At 70.2% G+C, this 19,385-nt stretch carries 20 protein-coding genes; 13 read left to right on the forward strand and 7 right to left on the reverse strand.

Going from position 1 to position 19,385, the window contains the following annotated elements; translation table 11 throughout:
• Positions 1 to 4: 4 nt before the first annotated feature.
• Together murC and msrB are read left to right on the forward strand one after the other, a co-directional pair.
• Positions 5 to 1,396: a UDP-N-acetylmuramate--L-alanine ligase gene (gene murC, locus ACWCP6_RS21770; protein WP_450934137.1), complete on the forward strand. Its 1,392-nt coding sequence runs from the start codon at positions 5 to 7 to the stop codon at positions 1,394 to 1,396.
• Between the two features lie 13 nt (positions 1,397 to 1,409).
• Positions 1,410 to 1,817: a peptide-methionine (R)-S-oxide reductase MsrB gene (msrB, locus tag ACWCP6_RS21775; RefSeq protein ID WP_450934138.1), complete on the forward strand. Its 408-nt coding sequence runs from the start codon at positions 1,410 to 1,412 to the stop codon at positions 1,815 to 1,817.
• Positions 1,818 to 1,897: 80 nt separating this feature from the next.
• Here msrB and ACWCP6_RS21780 read toward each other — a convergent pair whose 3' ends face one another.
• The 7 genes from ACWCP6_RS21780 to ACWCP6_RS21810 form a co-directional block, all read right to left on the reverse strand.
• Positions 1,898 to 3,328, reverse strand: a complete 1,431-nt coding sequence (locus ACWCP6_RS21780) for a cytochrome P450 (protein ID WP_450934139.1) — start codon at positions 3,326 to 3,328, stop codon at positions 1,898 to 1,900.
• A complete protein-coding gene (locus tag ACWCP6_RS21785) occupies positions 3,325 to 4,179 on the reverse strand; it encodes an alpha/beta fold hydrolase (RefSeq protein WP_450934140.1) in 855 nt (284 codons plus the stop codon). Before ACWCP6_RS21785 ends, ACWCP6_RS21780 begins: the two co-directional genes overlap by 4 nt.
• Positions 4,180 to 4,282: 103 nt before the next feature.
• Positions 4,283 to 4,828, reverse strand: a complete 546-nt coding sequence (locus ACWCP6_RS21790; RefSeq protein WP_450934141.1) for a group II truncated hemoglobin — start codon at positions 4,826 to 4,828, stop codon at positions 4,283 to 4,285.
• Positions 4,825 to 5,157, reverse strand: coding sequence for a putative quinol monooxygenase (locus ACWCP6_RS21795; RefSeq protein WP_450934142.1), 333 nt, complete (start codon positions 5,155 to 5,157; stop codon positions 4,825 to 4,827). The genes ACWCP6_RS21790 and ACWCP6_RS21795 overlap by 4 nt, the downstream gene beginning before the upstream one ends.
• Before the next feature lie 120 nt (positions 5,158 to 5,277).
• On the reverse strand, positions 5,278 to 5,844 hold the full coding sequence (locus ACWCP6_RS21800) for a hypothetical protein (protein ID WP_450934143.1): 567 nt from the start codon (positions 5,842 to 5,844) through the stop codon (positions 5,278 to 5,280).
• A gap of 193 nt (positions 5,845 to 6,037) precedes the next feature.
• Positions 6,038 to 7,768, reverse strand: coding sequence for an FAD-dependent oxidoreductase (locus ACWCP6_RS21805; protein ID WP_450934229.1), 1,731 nt, complete (start codon positions 7,766 to 7,768; stop codon positions 6,038 to 6,040).
• 38 nt (positions 7,769 to 7,806) lie between these two features.
• Positions 7,807 to 8,073, reverse strand: a complete 267-nt coding sequence (locus ACWCP6_RS21810; protein ID WP_450934144.1) for a UBP-type zinc finger domain-containing protein — start codon at positions 8,071 to 8,073, stop codon at positions 7,807 to 7,809.
• Positions 8,074 to 8,495: 422 nt separating this feature from the next.
• Between ACWCP6_RS21810 and ACWCP6_RS21815 the strand changes: the two genes are divergently transcribed.
• The 11 genes from ACWCP6_RS21815 (at position 8,496) to glgX (ending at position 19,384) form a co-directional block, all read left to right on the forward strand.
• Positions 8,496 to 9,320: a type 1 glutamine amidotransferase domain-containing protein gene (locus ACWCP6_RS21815; RefSeq protein WP_450934145.1), complete on the forward strand. Its 825-nt coding sequence runs from the start codon at positions 8,496 to 8,498 to the stop codon at positions 9,318 to 9,320.
• 49 nt (positions 9,321 to 9,369) lie between these two features.
• Positions 9,370 to 11,016, forward strand: coding sequence for a thiamine pyrophosphate-binding protein (locus ACWCP6_RS21820; RefSeq protein ID WP_450934146.1), 1,647 nt, complete (start codon positions 9,370 to 9,372; stop codon positions 11,014 to 11,016).
• Positions 11,017 to 11,093: 77 nt separating this feature from the next.
• A complete protein-coding gene (locus tag ACWCP6_RS21825) occupies positions 11,094 to 11,522 on the forward strand; it encodes a nuclear transport factor 2 family protein (RefSeq protein ID WP_450934147.1) in 429 nt (142 codons plus the stop codon).
• Positions 11,523 to 11,542: 20 nt separating this feature from the next.
• Positions 11,543 to 11,998: a nuclear transport factor 2 family protein gene (locus ACWCP6_RS21830; RefSeq protein ID WP_450934148.1), complete on the forward strand. Its 456-nt coding sequence runs from the start codon at positions 11,543 to 11,545 to the stop codon at positions 11,996 to 11,998.
• Positions 11,999 to 12,042: 44 nt separating this feature from the next.
• The gene (locus ACWCP6_RS21835) at positions 12,043 to 12,423 is read left to right on the forward strand and encodes a nuclear transport factor 2 family protein (RefSeq protein ID WP_450934149.1); all 381 of its coding nucleotides are present in this window, start codon (positions 12,043 to 12,045) and stop codon (positions 12,421 to 12,423) included.
• 11 nt (positions 12,424 to 12,434) lie between these two features.
• Positions 12,435 to 14,036 carry a GMC family oxidoreductase gene (locus tag ACWCP6_RS21840; protein WP_450934150.1) on the forward strand — a complete coding sequence of 534 codons (1,602 nt, stop codon included), beginning with the start codon at positions 12,435 to 12,437 and terminating at the stop codon, positions 14,034 to 14,036.
• Complete coding sequence (locus tag ACWCP6_RS21845; RefSeq protein ID WP_450934151.1) at positions 14,029 to 14,634, forward strand: DJ-1/PfpI family protein; 606 nt, start codon at positions 14,029 to 14,031, stop codon at positions 14,632 to 14,634. Before ACWCP6_RS21840 ends, ACWCP6_RS21845 begins: the two co-directional genes overlap by 8 nt.
• Entirely contained in the window at positions 14,634 to 15,074 is a 441-nt protein-coding gene (locus ACWCP6_RS21850; RefSeq protein WP_450934152.1) for a VOC family protein, read from the forward strand. The genes ACWCP6_RS21845 and ACWCP6_RS21850 overlap by 1 nt, the downstream gene beginning before the upstream one ends.
• The gene (locus ACWCP6_RS21855; RefSeq protein WP_450934153.1) at positions 15,067 to 16,902 is read left to right on the forward strand and encodes an AGE family epimerase/isomerase; all 1,836 of its coding nucleotides are present in this window, start codon (positions 15,067 to 15,069) and stop codon (positions 16,900 to 16,902) included. Before ACWCP6_RS21850 ends, ACWCP6_RS21855 begins: the two co-directional genes overlap by 8 nt.
• The gene (locus ACWCP6_RS21860; protein ID WP_450934154.1) at positions 16,899 to 17,243 is read left to right on the forward strand and encodes an STAS domain-containing protein; all 345 of its coding nucleotides are present in this window, start codon (positions 16,899 to 16,901) and stop codon (positions 17,241 to 17,243) included. The genes ACWCP6_RS21855 and ACWCP6_RS21860 overlap by 4 nt, the downstream gene beginning before the upstream one ends.
• Complete coding sequence (glgX, locus tag ACWCP6_RS21865) at positions 17,240 to 19,384, forward strand: glycogen debranching protein GlgX (RefSeq protein ID WP_450934155.1); 2,145 nt, start codon at positions 17,240 to 17,242, stop codon at positions 19,382 to 19,384. The genes ACWCP6_RS21860 and glgX overlap by 4 nt, the downstream gene beginning before the upstream one ends.
• Position 19,385: the final 1 nt, after the last annotated feature.

A 19,385-nucleotide genomic window follows, 5' to 3' on the forward strand; every position in this document is an offset into this window, starting at 1 on the left:
ACGCATGGCACCCGGCCTTCCTGCCGCCATGGACCGACCGCACTTCATCGGGATCGGCGGAGCCGGAATGTCGGGCATCGCGAAGATCCTCGCCCAGCGGGGCGCCGAGGTCGCGGGCAGCGACGCCAAGGACTCCGCGACCGCGGAGGCGCTGCGCGAGCTGGGCGTGACGGTGCACATCGGCCATGCGGCCGGCCACCTCGCCGAGGATGCGACGAGCGTCGTCGTCTCGTCCGCGATCCGCGCCGACAACCCCGAGCTGGCCCGCGCCGCCGAGCTCGGCATCCCGGTGGTCCACCGCTCCGACGCGCTCGCGTCCCTGATGGACGGCCTGCGCCCGATCGCCGTGGCGGGTACGCACGGCAAGACGACGACCACGTCGATGCTGGCCGTGTCCCTGTCCTCGCTCGGGCTGAGCCCGTCGTACGCGATCGGCGGCGACCTGGACGCCCCCGGTTCGAACGCGCTGCACGGCGACGGCGAGATCTTCGTCGCCGAGGCGGACGAGAGCGACCGCAGCTTCCACAAGTACGCGCCCGAGGTCGCCATCGTCCTCAACGTGGAGCTCGACCACCACGCCAACTACGCCTCCATGGACGAGATCTACGAGTCCTTCGAGACGTTCGTGGACCGCATCGTCGCGGGCGGCACGCTCGTGATCTCGGCGGACCACGAGGGAGCCCGTGAGCTGACGCGCCGCGTCAGGACCCGCGACGTGAGTGTGGTGACGTACGGCGAGTCCGACGACGCCGACGTCCGCATCCTCTCCATCACCCCGCAGGGCCTGAAGAGCGAGGTCACCGCCGAGCTGGACGGCGTGCCGCTCACCTTCACCGTGTCGGTCCCCGGCCGTCACTACGCGGCCAACGCGGTGGCCGCGCTGGCGGCCGGCGCGGCCCTCGGCGTCCCCGCCGCGGACCTCGCTCCCGCCCTCGCCTCGTACACCGGCGTCAAGCGCCGCCTCCAGCTCAAGGGCGAGGAGGCGGGTGTCCAGGTCATCGACTCCTACGCGCACCACCCCACCGAGATGACCGCCGACCTGGAGGCGATGCGCGCGGCGGCGGGCGACGCCCGGATCCTGGTCGTCTTCCAGCCGCACCTGTTCTCCCGCACCCAGGAGCTCGGCAAGGAGATGGGCGCCGCCCTCGCACTCGCCGACGCCTCCGTGGTCCTCGACATCTATCCCGCGCGCGAGGACCCGATCCCCGGCATCACCAGCGCCCTCATCATCGACGCGGCCCGGGCCGCGGGCGCGGACGTGCAGCCGGTCCACGACAAGGCCGCCGTCGCCGATGTGATCGCGGGAATGGCGAAGCCCGGTGATCTCGTTCTCACCATGGGCGCGGGCGATGTCACGGAGCTCGGCCCGCAGATCCTGGCCCGCCTCTCGCAGTGAGGAAGTGACCCTGATGTCCTACGACGTCGACAAGCCGGACGAGCAGTGGCGTGCGGAGCTGACCCCGGCGGAATACGCGGTCCTGCGCCAGGCCGGCACCGAGCCCGCCTTCACCGGTGAGTACACCGACACCAAGACCGAGGGTGTCTACTCGTGCCGCGCCTGCGGCGCCGAGCTCTTCACCTCCGGCACGAAGTTCGAGTCCCACTGCGGCTGGCCGTCGTTCTTCGACCCCAAGGACACCGACGCCGTCGAGCTCATCGAGGACCGCTCCCACGGGATGGTCCGTACGGAGGTCCGCTGCGCCCGCTGCGGCTCCCACCTCGGCCATGTCTTCGAGGGCGAGGGCTATGCGACGCCCACGGACCAGCGGTACTGCATCAACAGCATCTCGCTGCGGCTGACGCCCGACGAGGGCTGACACCGGCACCGTCCCTCCGGCCGGCCGTGGACCCGTCCACGGCCGGCCGGACGCGTGTGTGCCCCGCACCACCGCCGGCGTCAGGCACCCTCGGTCCGCGACCGGGACGCGTACACGCTCACCGCCTTCAGTCCGTTGATGAAGTTCGACACGAGGCGGCGCGGCGGCGCCGCCGGCGTCAGGGAGTGGAACATCCGCGTGGTCTCCGCGTAGAGGGTGTGCAGCTGGAGGCGGGCGAAGTGGGCGCCCAGGCAGATGTGGGGGCCGTCGCCGAAGGAGACATGGGGGTTGGGGGTGCGGGACAGGTCCAGACGGTGCGGGTCGGGGTAGAGGCGTTCGTCGTGGTTGGCCGACGCATGGAAGACGACCACCTTGTCGCCGGCGCGGATGCGGGTCCCGGCCAGTGTGGTGTCGCGGACGGCGGTGCGGCGGAAGGACAGGACCGGGGGATGGCGGCGCAGGAGTTCGTCCACCGCGGTGTGGAGGGTGACTTTGCGCGACCGCAGGGCGGCGTACGCATCCGGGTTCTCCGCCAGGAGCAGCAGCCCGCCGGGTGCGGCGCTGCGTACGGTGTCGTTGCCCGCCACCGTGAGCAGGAAGAAGAACATCTCCAGTTCGGGGGTGGTCAGTTCGGGGTCGGTGGCCAGGGTCGTCATGACGTCGTCGGCGGGGTGGCGGCGCTTGTACGCGGCCAGCGAGCCCGCGTAGTCGAACATGTCCCGCAGCATCGCGGGGGAGCGCGGATTGACCGGCCTGCCGTCGGGGCCCAGCACCGCCCGGCCCGCCTCGTCCGGGTCCTGGTAGCCGATGACCCGGTGGGTCCAGTCGAGCAGCAGGCCCCGGTCGCTCACCGGCACGCCCAGCAGATCGGTGAGGTTCAGCAGGGCGTAGTCGTCGGTGACCGCGGCGACCAGGTCGACGGCGCCCCCGGAGTCGGCCGCCCGGGTCAGCAGGGTGCGGGCCCGGTCCCGGGCCACCACGGCGAAGCGGTCCACGCGCCTCGGCGTGAACGCGCGGCTCACCAGGCGTCGCAGGCGCCCGTGGTCCGGCGGGTCCTGGTTCAGCATCATGCGGCGGATGAAGGGGAGGTCCGCCGGATCGGGGTCGCGGATCTGAGTGGCCCCCAGATACGAGGAATACGTCGTCTGGTCCCTCAGCACCCGGACGACGTCGGCGTGCCGGGTGACCGCCCAGAACCCGGGCCCGGCCGGCCAGCCCAGCACCTCCGGTTCCGCCTGCCACGCCACGGGATGGTGGTCGCGGAGCAGCCGGTAGCGGTCGTACGGGACCCCGGCCGCGTACTGCCGGGGGTCGAAGACGTCCGGCACGTCCGCCACGCCGTGGGCGTCCGCGTCCCGTTCGCCGGCCCCGGCTGCGTCGGCCGTCCGGCCGCTGCCGTTCGCGTCGCGCCCGGCCGGGACCGCCGGGCTCCGGTCCGGCCCGGCCGCTCCCGGTCCCGGTACGGCGGCCTCGACGCCGCCCCGCTCCATCGCTCCGCCGCCCCCGCTCATCTCCCCGCCCCCTCCTGCGCGTTCGCCGCCTCCCTGCCGGGTGTCGCTCGGTCCTCGTCCGCCCGTAGGAAGTCCTCCACCGCCCGGATGAGGTCGAGCGGCGCCTCGTCCATGGCGTAGTGCCCGGCGGACTCCAGCTCCACCAGTTCGGCAGCGGCGTACCAGCGCATCCACGTCCCGCGCATCACATCGGCCGAGAGCGCCGGGTCGAGGGTGCCCACGACGGCGAGCGCGGGGACCGTCGCCCCCTCGACCTCGCCGTGGAAGTCGTCGCCCGCCCAGGAGTCGAGCCAGGCACGGAACGCCTTGGCCTCGCTGCGGCCGACGGAGCGGTCCACCATGCGGTCGAGCCAGGCGCCCGGCCGGGCACCGCCGGTGGTGATGTCGATGATGGCGCGGCGGTTGCCCGGCGTATGGGCGGCGTCCGAGAAGAGCTCCCACTGCTCAGGGGGGAGCGGGAGGCCGGAGGCCGGGACCGGCGAGATGCCGACCAGGCGGCGCAGCCGGTGCGGCGCGGCGGCCAGGACGCGCTGGGCGACGCTGCCGCCCATCGAGTGGCCGACCACCGAGAAGCGCTCCCAGCCGAGGCGGTCCGCCAGCGCGAGCACATCGGCGGCGCCTTCGGCGGTGGTGTACGCGCCGGTCGCGTCCTTGGCCTCGCCGTACCCGCGCAGATCCACGACCGCGTACTGGAAGGACGCCCGGTCGAGGTCCGGGAGCACCGGGGCGTACGCCGAACGGTCGGCGAACCACCCGTGCACGGCGATCACCTTGTGCGGTCCGTCGCCGTGCAGTTCATGGGGGAGGGAGAAGGCCGGGGATTCCGGGGGGAGGGCCGAGGACACCGCCATGCTGACTCCGTTCGCCGAGCCGCCGACGGGAGGCGCCGGACGGCGCCTCCCGCGACTACGGTGACCCGGGCGCGCGCCCGCCACAAGGGCGCGCACGGGGTGGTCAGCCGTTCGGCTGCCAGGGCGGTGTCTGGCCCCACTTCCAGCGCGGCACATCGGCCGCGTCCACCGGTGGCGGGTTCTCGCCCGAGTAGATCAGCGCCATGCGCGTTCCCCACTCGATGTAGTAGAGGAAGACGCCGCGGAACTCCGGGTCGGTGGGCAGGCCGACCTCGTCCGCGGTGTCCTGGAGGAGGTCGACCCAACGGCGGCGCTGCTCCTCGGTGATGCGGCGGCCGAGGTGACGCTCGGCCATGTGCGGGTGGCCGCCGCGGTCCTCGGTGTAGACGGACGGACCGCCGAAGACCTCGGCCAGCCACTTGGCGACGTGCTGCGGGTGGCGCTCGTCCATGCCGACGAAGACGGGTGCGAGGATCGGGTCCTTCATGACATGGCCGTAGAACACCTCGGTGAGGTGGTTCAGGGCCTTGTCGCCGCCCATCCACTCGTAGATCGTGGGCGTGCCGGGCTTGTCGGGCGCGTGCTGCCCGTCCACGGCGGTCTGTTCGGCGGTCTGTGCGGTGGCCTGTTCGACGGACTGGTCGGTCACGGCTGCTCTCCCGCGGCCTTTCCCGTACCCACGATGTCGGTGGCGAGGTAGTGCTGCATCTCCTCGATCGACGACACATACGGCCGGATCGCGCTGAAGAAGGCGGGGAAGTGCTCGCCCCTGCGGAAGCCCTGGATGTGGTCCTCGACCGACGTCCAGCGGATCCGCAGGATGTACCGGTCCTGCTCCTCCTGGCAGTGCGCCAGTTCGTAGTCGATGCACTCGGGAGCAGCGGCCAGCGACTCGGCGGCCGTGCGGTAGGCCTCCTCGAAGGCCTGCTGGTCGTCTAAGGCGATCCGGTAGCGGATGTACTCGACGGTGGTGGTCATCTGACTCTCCCTTGGTTCTGGTCCTCGGGGCAGGCTCGGACTTCGGGTCCTCCGGGCAAGCTTGCCCCGCTGATCGCCGCCCGTCAGGCGGACCGCTCAAACGGAACGCCGTCGGGGCGGTTATTCGGACGACGTCCCGGACCCGTCGTCGCCGGGGTCGGTCGACTCGGCGTCGGGGCCCTGCGCGCGGACCCGCTGCACCTGTTCCAGCGAGTCGCGCAGGTCGGTCAGCCACTCGTCCGTGTGACGCTGGACGAGCCGGACGCACCAGGCGAGCGCGTCACTGCGGCTGCGGGCCACGCCGCCCGCGATCAGTGTGTCGAGCACCTGACGCTCGGGCTGGCGCAGCCGGGTCATCACGGGCGCGGCGACATGGGTGAACAGGGCCCGGTGTCCGCCGCACTCCACGCCCCACGAGACCTTCTTGCGAAATCGGTGTTCGGCCTCGCGTGCCACGGCCATCCGCTCGTCGCGGGTGCGCTCCCGGAACTCCTGGACACGGCCCTGGACGGCCGCCTCCTTCTCGGCCGCCGACGCGGAGTCGGCGAGCCGGGGTTCCGGGATGCGGCCGATGACGGTGATCTCCTCGCGGTCCACCGTCACCTCGACCAGGTCCTCGAAGAGGTTTTCCGGCAGGCGGCCGGCGAACCAGCCGCGGAGCTTGTCGCGCTGTTCCGCTGTAATCATGTAAGCAACGTTACTCGCATACGTCGCCCAGGCAAGCGAAAGGCGCGCCCATCGCTCAGAGCGGAAATCCTCGGGAGCAGTTGTCGTGCGTGGAGCGGTCGTCGTGCGTGGAGCGGTCGTCGTGCACGGAGCGGCGGAGACCGGGCGGGACGGCACCACGGGGCGGCAGCCCCACGTCGCCGCCGGTGGCGACTCAGCCCATGGACCGGTACCGGTGGATCAGCGAGATCGCCATGGCGCCCTCGCCGACGCCGGACGCGACCCGCTTGACCGAGTGGGCGCGGACGTCACCGGCGGCGAAGACCCCGGGCACGCTGGTTTCCAGCGGGTACGGGGCACGCTCCAGGGGCCACTCCGCCGGCAGCTCCCCGCCGTTGGAGACCAGGTCGGAGCCGGTCAGGATGAACCCGTGGTCGTCGCGCTCGACGATCCCGTCCAGCCAGTCGGTGTGCGGACGGGCACCGATGAACGTGAACATGAACCGGCACGGGACCTCGCCGGTCTCTCCGGTTCCCGCGTCGTGCAGGACGATCCGCTCCAGGTGCTCGCCGCCGCTCAGCTCCTTCACCGTGGTCCGCACCCGGACCTCGATGTTGGGCGTCCGCTCGATCTCGTCGATCAGATACTGCGACATGCTGGCCGACAGCGAGTCCGCACGCACCAGGATCGTCACCTGCGCCGCGTACTTGGCGAAGTGCACCGCCGCCTGGCCCGCCGAGTTGGCGCCGCCGACGATGAACACGTGCTGCGAGATGCAGGCGGAGCTCTCGGTCGTCGCCGCCCCGTAGTAGAGGCCCGCGCCCTCGAACTTCTCGGCGCCCTCCGCCGGAAGACGGTTGTAGGCCACCCCCGTGGACAGCAGCACGGTCTCGGCGCTGATCTCCGTGCCGTCCGTCAGCGTGAGGATCTTGGCGGGATCGTCGCGAGTGAGCGAGGTGACCTCGACGGGGTGCAGGATCTCCGCACCGAACCGGGTCGCCTGGATGGTCGCCCGCCGGGTCAGGTCACCGCCCGACAGGCCGGACGGGAAGCCCAGGTAGTTCTCGATCAGCGAGGACGTGCCCGCCTGTCCGCCCGGCGCCCGTGAGTCGACCATCAGCGTGCTCAGCCCCTCGGACGCGGCGTACACGCCGGCCGCGAGTCCGGCGGGCCCCGCACCCACGATCACGCACTCGTAGTGCGGACGTGAGGCGGTCGTCGCCAGGCCCAGGTGCTCGGCGAGTTCGGCGTCCGTCGGCGCGGACAGCAGCGTGCCGTCCGGGAACCGCACCAGCGGCAGCGTCGCGTCGGGCAGCTGCGACAGCAGGGTCGCGGCCTCCGCGTCGCGCTCCACGTTCAGGAACTTGAAGGGCTGGCCGTTGCGCGTGAAGAAGTCCCGTACCGCGTGTGTGCCCGGCGCCACCAGATGACCCGCGACCAGAATGCCGTCGTACGCCGGGCGGTAGCTGGCCAGCCAGTCCGAGAGCAGGTCGTCGAGGACCGGGAACAGCCGCTCGTGCGGCGGGTCCCACGGCTTCATCAGGTAGTAGTCCAGCCGGACCTGGTTGATCGCGGTGATGGCCGCGTCGGTCTCCGCGTACGCGGTGAGCAGCACCCGCCGGGCGTCGGGGAAGCGGCTGACCGCCTCCAGCAGGAACTCCACGCCGGTGATGTCCGGCATCCGCTGGTCCACCAGGAACAGCGCCGGGTCGTGGCCGCGCTCGTCCAGCGAGTCGAGGATCTTCAGTGCGTCGGAGGCGGAGGACGCGCCGAGCACCCGGTACCGGTCGCCGTAGGCGCTGCGTAAGTCGCGGCGCACCGCCCGCAGCACCTGCGGATCGTCGTCGACGGCGAGGATCACCGGCTTGCGGCCCTCGTCGGTGGTGGCCGCTTCGGCGCGTACGGACTTGGCGGGGCGGGCGCCCTCGGTGCGCTCGGCGGTCATGATGCCGCCGCGGCTCGTCCTGCTGTGCTTTCCCCTGTTCATGCCAGCTCCATCATGAGTCGGTCCACGTAGCACCAGACCCAGGACTCGCCCGGCTCGTGCGACGCGGCGATCGGGTGCTCGGTGGCGTGGAAGTGCTTCGTGGCGTGGCGGTTCTTGGAGGAGTCGCAGCAGCCGACATGTCCGCAGCTGAGGCACATCCTCAGATGGACCCAGGTGTCGCCGAGGGCCAGGCACTCCTCGCAGCCCTCGGTGCCGGCCGTCACCGGGCGTATCTGATCCAGATGGGTACACCTGCTGGTCATCGGCAGTCCTTCGGGTCGGGGGGCCCGGACGTCGTCCGGTGGGTCGGTGGGAACGGCGGAACGGTGGAACGGCGTGGGGGGAGGGGGCGTGCGGTGCACGGATGCGGGGCCGGGCCGGGCCGGGCCGTGCTGACGGGACGGGGTGGGGGACGGACGGTCTGCCGCACGGCGCGTCGGACAACATCAACACCCTAGGTGGGCCTGCCACGCTCCCTTTCCGGATTCACCCGACATCAGGTAGTCCCACCGCGACTTCCTGAAGTTCTCTTACTACTTCATGAGGTCCGTCTTCGACTTCCTGACCTCCCGACGGAGTTCAAATTTCTACCTCACGTAGTCGAGTCACATGACTTTGACAGTGGCCCCCGTGCCCCGCAGTGTTGGTGGCGCCAAACGACAAAGGCTGCGCCAGGAGGGGATCCGTGAGCAGGAAGATTCTGGTCATTGTCTCCGAGCGTGGATATTGGGCCGAAGAACTCATAGGCCCGGTTTCCAAGTTCGATGAGCAAGGTTATGAGGTGGTCTTCGCGACCCCCACCGGACAACGGGCGCACGCCCTTCCGCCGAGTCTCGACGAGAACTACATCGACCCGCCGCTCGGCCGCAGCGTGACCACGGCCGAGAACGCCCGGCTGGGCCGCGAGTTCGACGAGGGCGGCCGGCTCGACAAGTCGCTCGACATCTCCAGCTGGGCGCCGGAGCGCCCGTACACCAGCGACGAGGGCTACCTGCGCAAGCTGGAGCAGTACCACCGCGACCTCGACCGGCTCGCCGAGGACGTCCGGGAGTACGACGCGATCCTCGTCGTCGGAGGCAGCGGTCCCATCGCGGACCTCGCCAACAACGAGCGCGTGCACGCCCTGATCCTGGCCTTCAAGGAGGCCGGCAAGGTGGTCGCCGCCGAGTGCTACGGCGTCGCCTGCCTCGCCTTCGCCCGCGACTGGGGCGACCGCAAGTCCATCATCTGGGGCAAGCACGTCACCGGGCACTGCAAGGAGTACGACTACAAGGACGGCACCGGGTTCCTCGGCACCGACTTCAACATGGGCCCGCCGCCGTACCCGCTCGAGTACATCCTGCGCGACGCCACCGGCCCGGACGGCGCGTACCACGGGAACTTCGGGCACCCGCTCTCGGTCATCGTCGACTACCCGTTCGTCACGGGCCGTTCGACCCCGGACTCGTATCTGACCGGCCAGAAGATCGTCGAGGTCCTGGAGAACGGCCTCACCCGATACGGCTGGTAATTCACCGAGAGACGCACCGCAGGAGTCCGTGGAAATCCGGAGGCAATTCATGACGGCAGATCCGGGCAAGACGAAGCTCATAGAACAGTTCAAGGCGGATGGCCTGAACTTCATGTTCGGAAATCCCGGCACAGTGGAACAGGGATTTCTGGACGCGGCCGACAACGCCGAGGAGTTCCAGTACATCCTCTCGCTCCAGGAGACGGTGGCCGCAGGGATCGCCGACGGATACGCACGGGCCACCGGTGGGGCCGCGCTGCTCCAGCTGCACTCCGGCGTCGGGCTCGGCAACGGCATCGGGATGCTCTACCAGTCGCTGCGCGGCCACACCCCTCTCGTCGTCGTCGCCGGTGACGCCGGCGTCAAGTACGACGTGATGGACGCCCAGATGGCCTCCGACCTGGTCGCCATGGCGCGCCCGGTCACCAAGTACGCCACCCGGGTGACCGACCCGGCGTCGGTGCTGCGCACCGTGCGCCGCGCCGTGAAGATCGCGCTCACACCGCCGCGCGGCCCCGTCTTCGTGGCGCTCCCCATGGACGTGCTCGACGCGCCGAACGACGAGCCCGTCGTGCCCACCGCGATCCCGCGCACCGACGGCGCCCCCTCCGACGCGAGCGTCGGCGAGGCCGCCGCGCTGCTCGCCGGGGCCCGCCGCCCGCTGATCCTGGCCGGGGACGGGGTGAGCCTCGCCGGGGCGCAGGCCGAACTCACGGCCGTCGCCGAACTGCTCGGCGCCGACGTGTGGGACGTCGACTTCTCCGAGGTCACCATGGCCGCGTCGCACCCGCTCCACCGCGGGGCCACCGGCCATATGTTCGGCGAGCACAGCAAGGAGCTGGTGCAGGACGCGGACGCCGTCCTGATCGTCGGCACCTATGTGTTCCCGGAGGTCTTCCCTGAGCTGGCGAGCCCCTTCGGCAAGGACGCGAAGATCGTCCACATCGACCTCAACGCGTACGAGATCGCGAAGAACTTCCCGGTCGACCTCGGCATCGTGGCCGACCCCAAGGCCGCGCTGCGCGCACTCGCGACCTCGCTGGACCGGCGGCTCGCGCCGGACCGGCGCACCGAGGCCGCCGAGCGCCTGGCCGCCCGCACCACCCAGCGCGACCGTGCGCGGGCCGAGTTCCTGAGGGGCAGCCACGACGGCACGACGATCGAGGCGTTCCTGCACGCGCTCGCCGAGCGCACCGGCGGCGACCTCATCGTCTTCGACGAGGCCCTGACCAGCTCCCCGCTCGTCACGCGGTACCTCCCGCCGGACCGCCCCGGCGACTACCACGTCACACGCGGCGGCTCCCTCGGCGTCGGCATCCCCGGCGCGGTCGGCGCCAAGCTGGCGCACCCGGACCGCACGGTCGTCGGCTTCACCGGCGACGGCGGCTCCATGTACACCTACCAGGCCCTGTGGACGGCCGCCCGGTACGGCATCGCCGCGAAGTTCGTGGTCTGCAACAACCACAAGTACCGGCTGCTCGACGACAACATCGCGCAGTACTGGAAGGAGCGGGAGATCCCGCAGCACGCCTTCCCGCGCTCCTTCGACCTCGCCCACCCGGAGATCGACTTCGCCGGGCTCGCCCGCTCCCTCGGCGCCGACGGCATCCGCGTCGAGAAGCCCGAGCAGGCGGCCGACGCGGTGCGGCGGATGCTCGACCACCAGGGTCCGTTCCTGGTCGACCTGCAGATCTGACGCCACCCGATCCGATCCGTACGCACGGCCGCTACGTGCCGTCCGTACGCACGACGCACGCACGAAAGGAGGCCCGCATGCCCCAGCAGCTGACCGAGGCCGCGATCCGCACCTTCGCCGAGAACTGGTACGCGGCCCTCGACCAGCACATCCCGCTGGACGAGGTGCTGCCGTTCCTCACCGAGGACCTGGAGTTCAAGGTCCCCGAGGACACCTTCATCGGCCACGACGGGTTCGCACGCTGGTACGAGGCCGTCACCCACCTGTTCTTCGACGAGGTGCACACCGTCACCAAGGTCGAGCCCGTCATCGAGGGCGACCGCGCGATCGTGCAGGTCATCGTCAACTGGCAGGCCAAGGTCTGGAAGGCACCGGCCGCCAAGAGCGAGTGGCTCGGCTTCGACGCCGACCAGACCTGGATCGTCGTCCCGGGCGAGAACGGCCCGCGGATCAGGACCTACACCGTCAACGCCCTCGACCCGATGCCCGGGTCGGGCTCCCTCTGAGGCGCGAGGAGGAGACGGCGATGACGAAGGTGACACGGGAACGGGTCGAGGCCGCCTACCAGGCGCTCGGCTCCGGCGACCGCAGCCGGATCGTGCAGTACTACGCCGAGGACCTGCGCTGGCTGGTCCCCGGCAACCACCCGCTGGCCGGCTGGTACGAGTCCCTGGACGCGTTCCTCGACCTGATGGCCCGCACCGGCAAGGTCACCGGCGGCACGTTCCGCATGGAGCGCGAGGTGATCCTCGTCGGCGACGACTGCTCCGCCGACGTGTGCCACAACTACGGCCTGCGGGCGGGCGCCCCCGAGGACAGCCGGTCCCCGTACGACCGGCTGGACTCCACGGTCTTCCACTTCATGCGCTGGCGCGACGGGCGCATCGTCGAGGGCCGTGACGGCCTGTTCGGCGACGACGCCACCGCCTTCAGCCAGTTCTTCGCCCCCTTCGGCCCCGGTGGGGCACGCACCGCCGACTGACTGCACCGCGACCGCCACGACAGCGAGGAGAGGGGAGACACCGCATGGACGCCCGTGAGGTGCTGACCAAGTACTACGAGTACGCCAACGCCGGCGACTGGAACCGCTGGTGCGACCTGTTCGCCGATGACCAGATCATGGACGAACAGCTCGCCGGACACATCGAGGGGCTGGCCAAGCTCCGCTCGATGATGGCCGGCATGGGGGACATGTACGCGTCCTTCCGGAACGAGCCGGTGCACTTCATCGTCGACGCCGACGGCGAGAAGGCGGCCGCGGTGTCGCACCTCACCGCCGTCAGCAAGGCGTCCGGCAAGGCCATCGAGGCCGAGGTCATGAACTTCTTCCGGATCGTCGACGGCAAGATCGCGTACATGGCGAACTACCACGACACGGTGCCGTTCCAGGTCCTGTCGCAGGTCTGAGGGAGCCACTGATGACGGAGCGCGAGAGCGAGTACGACTACATCGTCGTCGGCGCCGGAGCGGCGGGCGGCGTCCTGGCCAACCGGCTCTCCGAGGACCCGGACACCACGGTGCTGGTCCTGGAGGCGGGCGGCAACCGCATACCGCCCGAGGTCGACGACCCGTCGTCCTGGTACAAGCTGCTGGGCGGCCCGATCGACTGGGGCTACACCAGCGTCCCGCAGCCGGGCCTCGACGGCCGCAGCACCTACGAGCCGCGCGGCAAGGCCCCCGGCGGCAGCAGCAACCTGTACATCATGATGCACATCCGGGGCCATGCCTCGGACTTCGACAACTGGGCCTACCAGGGCGCCGCCGGCTGGTCGTACCAGGACGTGCTGCCGTACTTCGCGCTCCTGGAGGCGCAGGAGGACGTCACCGCGCCGACCACCGGCACCAAGGGGCCCCAGCGCATCACCAACGCGGGTGCGCACGGCCCCAACCCGGTCTCGCGCGCCTTCATCGACGCGGCCGTCGAACTCGGTCACCAGGAGATCGCCGACTTCAACACCGACGGCCCCGACCGCGGTCTGTTCGGTACCGGCTGGCACCACATCGACGTCGCCGACGGCAAGCGGCAGGGCACCCTCGCCGCCTATCTGGAGCCCGCGCTGGTCCGCCGCAACCTGACGCTGCGGACCAGCGCGCAGACCACCCGGCTGCTCTTCGACGGCGACCGGTGCGTCGGCGCCGAGTACGTCCAGGGCGCCGACCCGGCCGATGTGCCGGGGCGGACGGTGAACGGCGCGGCGGGCGCGCCCGGCACGCACACCGTGCGCGCCCGCCGCGAAGTGATCGTCGCCGCCGGCGCCATCGAGTCGCCCAAGCTGCTGCTGCTCTCCGGCATCGGCAACCCCGACCACCTGCGGGAGTTCGAGATCCCGGTGACGGCCGCGGTGCCCGGAGTCGGCGAGAACTTCCACAACCACGTGCTCACCGGGCTGATGGCCGAGGTCTCCCAGGAGCTGCCGCCGCCCGCACAGAACCTCTCCGAGAGTGCGCTGTTCCTCGCCTCGCAGCCGGGGCTGCCCGCGCCCGACCTCCAGATCGCCTTCGTGCACGTGCCGTTCGACGTGATCGTCGGGCAGAACCACCCCAACACGGTGAGCATCCTGCCGGGCGTCGTCCGTCCCGTGTCCCGCGGCTGGATCCGGCTCGCCGGCCGCGACCCGCTCGCGGGGCCGCTGATCAACCCGAACTACCTGGGCGACCAGTGGGACCTGGAGCGCATGGTCCAGGGCGTGAAGATCGCCCGTGACATCTTCGCCACCTCGGCGTTCAAGCCCTGGTACAAGCAGGAGCTCCAGCCGGGCCCCGGCACGGTCACCGACGACGAGCTGCGGACCTTCGTCAAGCAGAAGGCGGAGAGCTACCACCACCAGGCCGGCTCCTGCCGGATGGGCGTCGACGACCTGTCCGTGGTCGACCCCGAGCTCCGGGTGCACGGCGTCCAGGGCCTGCGCGTGGTGGACGCGAGTGTCATGCCCGCCGTGCCGTCCGGCAACTGCCACACCGCGATCGTGATGATCGCCGAGCGTGCTGCCGACCTGATCAAGGGGGTCTCCCGTGTCTGACGTGGTGCTGCGCGACGGACAGCTGAGCGGCGTACGACTCGCCGTCCTCATCGAGAGCGATTTCTTCGAGCCGGAGATCGCCTACTACCAGCGCCGGTTCGCCGAGGAGGGTGCCGAGGTCGACTTCCTGACCCGGCTGTGGGGCAACGACTCGATCACCTTCCAGGGGCACGAGTACCGGGCCCCGTTCACCGCGGACAAGACCTTCGAGGGGCTGAGCGACGACCGGCTGCGCGGGTACGCCGCCGTCATCGTGCCCTCCGGCATGGTCTCGGACCGGCTGCGCTACACCGAGGACGTCGACCGGCTCGCCCCGGCGACCGAGTTCCTGCGCCGTGCGTTCGACGAGCCCAGCGTGCTGAAGGGCATCATCTGCCACGGCATGTGGCTGGCTGCCTCGATCCCCGAGAAGGTCCGCGGGCGCAAGGTGGTCTGCCACAACAACCTGGTCGGCGACGTCCGCAACATGGGCGCGGAGTACGTCGACGAGGACGTGGTGGTCGACGGCGACCTGGTCACCGGACGCACCGGCCAGCACCACCACCTGTTCGCCCGGCGGATCATCGAGCTGCTCGCGGCCCGGGGCGGTGGGTCCTGATGCGGTGGTCGCACGTCGGTCTCAACTGCAAGAGCCAGAAGACCACCGAGGACTTCTACACCCGCCTGTTCGGCTTCACCCGCGCCCGGGTCGTCGACCTGGGCGACTCCGAGATCGTCTTCCTGCGCAAGGGCGACGCCTACCTGGAGCTGTTCCCCGCCGCGTCCGAGCCCGCGGCGGTCGCGGTCAACGACGGCCCGGGCGAGCCCGGCGTCATGCGGCACCTCGCCTTCCAGACCGACGACGTCGACGCGTTCCTGGCGGAGCTGGGGGACGAGGCCGACATCACCCTCGGCCCGCTGAGCTTCGACGACTTCATCTGCGGCTGGCGCACCGTGTGGCTGCGCGACCCGGACGGCGTGATCGTCGAGGTGAGCCAGGGCTACGAGGACGCAGACGACGCAGACACAGACACTAAGGACGGTGCCCGACATGGCTGAGGCCGTGACCTTCTCCTTCTCCGACACGATCGCCGGATACGTCGACCACTTCGACTCCGGAGCCCGGCTGCTGAAGCTGCACACCGCGGACGGCCGCAGCTTCGACGTCGCGCTCGACGGCGGTCCCAGCGCGGAGCTGGTGCGCAACCTGGACGAGCCCTACGTCGACGCGTCCGGCCACATCGACGAGATGCTCTCGCCGGGCCGGTTCCTCTTCGTGTACGGCGTCCACTACCCGGAGAACGGCGGCCGGTTCGAGGCCAAGCGGCTGGTGTTCCTGGGCCGTGGCGCCGAGGACTTCCGGTTCGAGGAGGGCGGCTGGTGGGTCAAGCAGATCGAGTCCCTCGCCACCTTCTACCGCAAGGCGCAGTTCGGTGACGGGCCGGTCGACTTCGCCGAGTACCGCACCCAGCTCCGCCTCGGCGGCGACAAGACCGCGAGCCACGTCCAGGAGACCGACACGATCTCCCGGCTCGTCTACGGCATGGCCTCCGCATACCTGCTGACCGGCAAGGACGAGTACCTGGAGGTCGCCGAGCGCGGCACCGAGTACCTGCGCAAGCACATGCGGGTCGTGGACACCGAAGAGGACGTCGTCTACTGGTACCACGGCATCAGCGTCGACGGGGACAGCGAACGCAAGCTGTTCACCTCGGAGTTCTCCGACGACTACGACGCGATCCCGATGTACGAGCAGATCTATGCGCTCGCCGGGCCCATCCAGACCTACCGGGTCACCGGCGACGCCCGTATCAAGAACGACGCGGACGCCACGGTGCGGCTCTTCGACAAGTTCTTCCTCGACCGGGAGCAGGGCGGCTACTTCTCCCACATCGACCCGATCCTGTTCAGCGCCGACCACGAGTCGCTGGGCGAGAACCGGGAGCGCAAGAACTGGAACTCGGTCGGCGACCACGCGCCCGCGTACCTGATCAACCTGTACCTCGCCACCGGCGACCGGAAGTACGCGGACTTCCTCGAGTACACCTTCGACACCATCGCGGACAAGTTCCCGGACTACAAGAACAGCCCCTTCGTCCAGGAGCGCTTCAACCGCGACTGGTCCCACGACACCACCCACAGCTGGCAGCAGAACCGCGCCGTCGTCGGCCACAACCTCAAGATCGCCTGGAACCTGATGCGGATGAACTCGCTGAAGGCCAAGCCGGCGTACGAGGAGCTGGCCCGTCAGATCGGCCAGCTGATGCCCGAGGTGGGCAGCGACGTGCAGCGCGGCGGCTGGTACGACGTCGTGGAGCGGCTGCGCGGCGACGGCGAGCAGCAGTACCGGTTCGCCTGGCACGACCGCAAGGCCTGGTGGCAGCAGGAGCAGGCGATCCTCGCCTACCTGATCCTGTTCGGCACGGTCGGCGGTGAGGACTTCAGGCGCGAGGCGCGGCAGGCCGAGGCGTTCTACAACACCTTCTTCCTCGACCACGACGAGGGTGCTGTGTACTTCAACGTCCTCGCCAGCGGCACCCCGTACCTGCTGGGCACCGAGCGGCTCAAGGGCAGCCACTCGATGTCGATGTACCACTCGGCCGAGCTCTGCTACCTGGCCGCGGTGTACAACAACCTGCTCATCAACGGACGGGAGATGGACTTCCACTTCAAGCCCGACCCGTCCGACCTGCCCGACCGGATCCTGCGGGTCTCTCCCGACCTGCTCCCGGCCGGCTCGATCAGGATCGCGTCCGTCGAGATCGACGGACAGGAATACGACAACTTCGACGCCGACGACCTCACCGTGAAACTTCCCGACGTCACCGAGCGGGTCAGGGTCAAGGTGCGGCTGCGTCCGGTGTCAACGGGGAAGGACAACCGATGACTCTTGCGCTCAAGGAGCGGCGGACCAAGGCGGCCACCGTGCTCGCCCTCGCCGGCGAGATCAACAGCGAGACGTCCGGCGCGCTGCTGGAACGACTGCTGCCACTGGTGCGTTCGGGGGAAACGCTCCGGATCGACCTCAACGCGGTCGGCTACGTCTCCAGCGCAGGGCTGCGCACCCTGCTCGTCGTCTACCGCGAGGCCCAGCACTCCGGCGCGGCCGTGACGCTGCACGGGGTCGGTGAGGAGGTCCGGTTCGTGATGTCGGCGACCGGCTTCCTCGACTTCTTCGAGACCGACGAGGCCCGCACCGCCTCCAAGGCAGGACAGGCCGCGACATGACCACGGAGCCCCTGGACACGCTCCGCCGCATCGACGCCTACCCGACCCACCAGGTGGGCGGGTACGGCGTCCGTGCCGGCAAGCCGTACCCCTTCGGGGCGTTCGTGGTCCCCGGAGGCGTGAGCTTCGCGGTCTACTCGGACCAGGCGACGTCGATGACGCTCGTGCTGTTCGAGCGGGGCGCGGCGGAGCCGATGGCGGAACTGGAGTTCCCGCCCGAGTTCCGCACCGGCAGCGTCTTCGCGATGACCGTGTTCGGCCTGGACCACGAGAACATCGAGTACGGCTTCCGGGCCGACGGTCCCTTCGACCCGGTGTCCGGCCACCGCTTCGACCCGCGGCAGATCCTCAGCGACCCGTACGGCCGGCTGATCTCCGGACGTGACGTGTGGGGGACCGAGCCCGACTGGGACAACGTCTACCCCTACCGGTCGCGGGTCTGCCTGCAGGACTTCGACTGGGGCGACGACACCCCGCCGGGCATCCCCGCCGAGGACCTCGTCGTGTACGAGACCCATGTGCGCGGGTTCACCCGGCACGCCTCGTCCGGGGTGAAGGCGCCGGGCACCTTCGCGGGCCTGCGGGAGAAGATCCCGTACCTCAAGGAGCTCGGGGTCAACTGCATCGAGCTGCTGCCCATCTTCGAGTTCGACGAGACCGACAACCCGCGCACCGACCCGGACACCGGGGAGCGGCTCTACGACTACTGGGGCTACAACACCGTCTCGTTCTTCGCGCCGAAGGCGGGCTACGCGGCGACGGGCCGGTACGGGATGCAGGGCGACGAACTCCGCACCCTGATCAAGGACCTGCACGCCGCCGGCATCGAGGTGATCCTCGACGTCGTCTTCAACCACACCGCCGAGGGCAACGAGCACGGGCCGACGATCTCCTTCAAGGGGCTCGACAACGCCACGTACTACATGCTCACGCCCGAGGGGTACTACTTCAACTTCAGCGGCACCGGGAACACCGTCAACTGCAACCACCCCGTGGTGCGGCAGTACGTCCTGGACTGTCTGCGCCACTGGGTCGCCGACTACCACGTCGACGGCTTCCGCTTCGACCTGGCGGCGATCCTCGGCCGGGCCCTGGACGGCACCCCGCTGCCCAACCCGCCGCTGCTGGAGACCCTCGCCCACGACCCGGTGCTGCGGCACACCAAGCTGATCGCCGAGGCCTGGGACGCGGCCGGACTCTACGAGGTCGGCAGCTTCCCCGCGTACGGGCGCTGGGCGGAGTGGAACGGGAAGTACCGGGACACGGTGCGCCGCTTCATCAAGGGCGACTCCGGCGTCATCGGCGACCTGGCCACCCGGATCGCCGGCTCGCCCGACCTGTACGCGGGCCGCGGCACCACCGCGTCGGTCAACTTCCTGACCGCGCACGACGGGTTCACGCTCGCCGACATGGTGTCGTACAACGACAAGCACAACCACGCCAACGGCGAGGACAACAACGACGGCGCCAACGACAACAACAGCTGGAACCACGGCGCCGAAGGGCCGACCGACGACCCCGGGATCAACGCGCTGCGCACCCGCCAGATGAAGAACGCCATGGCCATCCTGCTCACCAGCCAGGGTGTTCCGATGATCCTCGCGGGCGACGAGTTCGGCCGCACCCAGCAGGGCAACAACAACACGTACTGCCAGGACAACGAGCTCTCCTGGGTGAACTGGGAGCTGGCGCAGAGCAATGCGGAACTGCTGCGCTTCACCCAGGGGCTGATCGCCTTCCGGGGCGCCCACCCCGAGCTGCGCGCCACCCAGCACGCCTCCGGCACCCAGGTGCCCACCACCGGGCTGCCGGACATCAGCTGGCACGGCGAGCGGGCGTGGGAGCCGGACTGGTCGGAGGAGAGCCGGCTGCTGGCCGTCATGCGCAGCGGCACCGGTGACGAGGACGTCGTGTACGTCGCGATGAACTCCCACTGGGAGGCGCACGACCTCCAGCTGCCGGAGCTGCCCGGCGGCCGCAGCTGGCATCTGTTCGCCGACAGCGGGGCCGCGGCGCCCGACGATCTGCACCCGCTGGGTGCGGAGCCCGAACTGGAGAACCCCGGGAGCTATCTGATCGGGCCGCGCTCCGTCGTGGTCCTCGTCGGGCGCGAGCCCGCGTCCTCAAGCCAAGGAGCCTGAC

The organism is Streptomyces sp. NPDC002004 (assembly GCF_053593975.1).